Annotated in this window: 2 protein-coding genes; both read right to left on the bottom strand. The window is 34.4% G+C overall.

Translation table 11 applies throughout. The annotated features are described in order from the left end of the window. Nucleotides 1-1448, bottom strand: a 1448-nt coding sequence (locus EAH81_RS27185; RefSeq protein WP_241676671.1) for a DUF6443 domain-containing protein, incomplete at its 3' end; no start/stop codon positions are given. Between the two features lie 33 nt (nucleotides 1449-1481). Next, nucleotides 1482-3092 (bottom strand): DUF5977 domain-containing protein (locus EAH81_RS27600; protein ID WP_241676670.1); only part of this gene is annotated, 1611 nt, incomplete at its 5' end.

The raw sequence follows: 3092 nt of genomic DNA, 5'->3' as shown, positions 1-3092 counted from the left end.
TTTGTAACGGTATAAATTGTTTTTCCTGTAAAATCAAGATTAGTACTAGTGATGGTAGAACCTCCCAAATAAGTCAAACTATAGGTTTGTATGGGTCTTGCATATTCATCATAAAATATGGTATTGGTGTCACCTAACGTAGCTGTTGGTATTGTTAGGGTTCTTATCCAGCTTCCGGTAGGCAAAGTTTTTACATTTGTCAGAACCGTTTGTGATTCTATAGTCGAGGGCGGGACTTGCGCTCCAGAAAAACCATAGCTGTCATAATAATTTTTAGTAAGTATATCATTAGTTACCAAACCAAAAGGATTAGTACCTCCATTAATATTTCCTTGCCATGTGCTACGAGTAGACTCCGAAACACTTAGAGTTTTCCAACCGGTTTGTGTTATTCTTCCAAAAACATCGTACTCAGTAATCAGCATACCAATGGTCCCGTCTCCCCAAGGTGAAAAAGCGGGTCCGGTTGCCACGGGTCTATCTAATTTGTCATAAACTATAAACTCCCATTGCTTGCCGGGAAGTTTTTTGGCTGCCAATCGGTTTCTATCATCGTATTTGTACTGGTAGCACAATCCATTTAAAACATTAGCACTAATAGTACCGCCAGCCAATGGAGGAATCACATAGGTCAGGTTTCCATACATATCATAAACATAATAAGTATCATGGTTAACTGTTGCATCATAGGTTCTTTTAAGAACTACCTGTCCTTCTTTATTTTTAAATTCTACTGTTGAACCTGTTTTTTCAGTTGGGCTCACACCGGAATTCTCATCAAAAGTTACCATTTTGTACAATTCATATTGAGTATAACTCCCCACGTCTGAAAAAGTAATATCATACGAAAGGTTAGTTGCGTTCCAACTTGTAGTAGCTTTATATAATCTTACCGCGTCGGTGGTAGTGTTGATTTGGTAATTCAGTTTTATAGTATTTTTTTTAGTATTGGCTAGCGCCCAGTCATTTCCCGGTGCTGCTTGTTCTAATACACGATTTAGCGGAGAGGCTTCAAATCTCTTTTCAGAATATGGATTTGTTGTGTTTTCGTATTTAGTGGTATTGTAAACTCCACTTAATGTAGTTAATGATGAAGCCATTGCAATTCTTGCATAACTTGTCGTACTATTAGTTGAGGGATATGGCAGATACTCTTTTACTTGTCTGCCAAAACTATCATATTCAATTGGCGTAACAATATCTATATCAGTAGTCCCTCCATTGGTGTCTCCCTGATTTATCGCTGTGGTTTGAACCGGACGGCCAAGTCCATCAAAATAAGTCACACTTTGATTGATATCATCTTTTGTCAGCGTACTGAAATTAAACGACTGCACTTTCTTCTTGGGAGCAGCTTTGTAAATAAAATTATCGTCGCTGAAAGTCTGAGCATTGATACCCGGAATTGCAAGTAACAACAAAATTATAATCGATATATATTTTTTCATTAAGATCTCTTTTATATTTTTAATTTATTGCAGTTACTGAACAGGTCCGGAAAGATCTACACTTTCACTGCCTTCGGTTGCACTTAATGTAAATGTCTCAAAACCTGAAACCTGACCAGCTGCCAAAACAATACTTTTTCTTAATACCAAAGGTTTATTAGCTTTGCTTTCATAGTTAATTATAAAATTAAAAGTAGCATCAGGATGGTTTGCCACTGAACAATACACTCTTATAGTCATACTATTTGATGCAGCAGAAAACGTATAATCATAGGTGTAAACTACGGGCAGAATACAAACTCCGGTAGTATTGGCATAAGCCAGTCCATCAGTATTAAATTTAGTAAACCCATTATCATCAGCATCTGCTTGAGATATAACAGATGTTACAGCGCCAGCAGCCTGGCTATAAGTAACGGTCGACCCAGGAACGCCCGCACCACAATTGTTTCTGGTAAAAGGACCACTTCTTGCTATGCTTTTATACAAAATTATACTTGTCGATGTATTATTTGAACAGTCAACTTGCTGTCCTTTATAATTATAACAATATTTCTGGAGTACATTTAAATCTTTATCTTTTACAAATTTTAGTCGATTAGCCGTATCATATTCATAATAGGTAGCTATTCCTTTAGCATCTGTTACACTTGTAATACCTATTAAAGGATTGTAAGTATACGTCGTTAAAAAAGCAGTTACCGAAAGTGAATTTCTAAAAGTTTTTAATGCCTCTCTAAGTTGTTGTTCTCCACAATCTGACGATAGACAGTTATCATTATCAGCATTTGACAGTGTCTGTAAATTTGTGATAGTCGTTGCCGGAATAGAAGAATACAGCATATTTTCAATTTTAGCAATAGGTTGCATTTTATTATATCCCCAAATTATAGACACAGGAATTCCTCCCTCTGGAGTATATTGTAATACATTCCCTGTATCATCATACTTGTCGAAAGTGATTTTTTTATCTGCTAAAGCAACACCATTTACCCCTTTATTTGCATAAATATATTTCCTGGCCAATAAATTACTTGTAGAAGTATCATATCCATATTGTGTTTTTTGTTCAGACATTTTTTCTGATCCTCTAAATTCTTGCGTTTTTAATGGAATACCTGTAATATTTTTATTAGCAAAAATATTAATATTAGGTTCACTCGCCATTTGAGAATCTGTAGGGTAAAAATACTTTGTCTCTAACGTTTCTCCTGTGCTATTCAATAATGTTTTGGATATTAAATTATTAGTCACTGAATTGTAAACGTCATTTTCAGTAGTACTTAATGAGCTAGTATTGACGTACGTTTTAGTTACTTTTTGACTCAGGTAATCATTATAAAAATAAACTTTATTTGCCTGAAGTAATAATCCCGTTCCATGGATACTTACGCTATATTTATTAAAACGATTTACATCATCATTATAAGAAAAAAGTTCTTCGGTAAGTAAATTATTTGAATTATCGAATATTTTTTTAGAAATTATTTTGCCTCTTTCAATACTTCTGTCATCAAAAAATATACCCACAAAATTTTCATATAATCTTGCTGGTGTAACAAAAGCAGGGTCATATTTTCCTGTAGCCTTAGTATTATTATTGCTTATATCAGGTGTCGATTCATAATCTTTAAACTTACTCAA

This window comes from Flavobacterium pectinovorum, assembly GCF_006438875.1.
Taxonomy (GTDB): Bacteria; Bacteroidota; Bacteroidia; order Flavobacteriales; family Flavobacteriaceae; genus Flavobacterium; species Flavobacterium pectinovorum_A.
The sequence above is the reverse complement of the archived record's forward strand: the minus strand, read 5'-3'. Positions and strand labels throughout refer to the sequence as shown.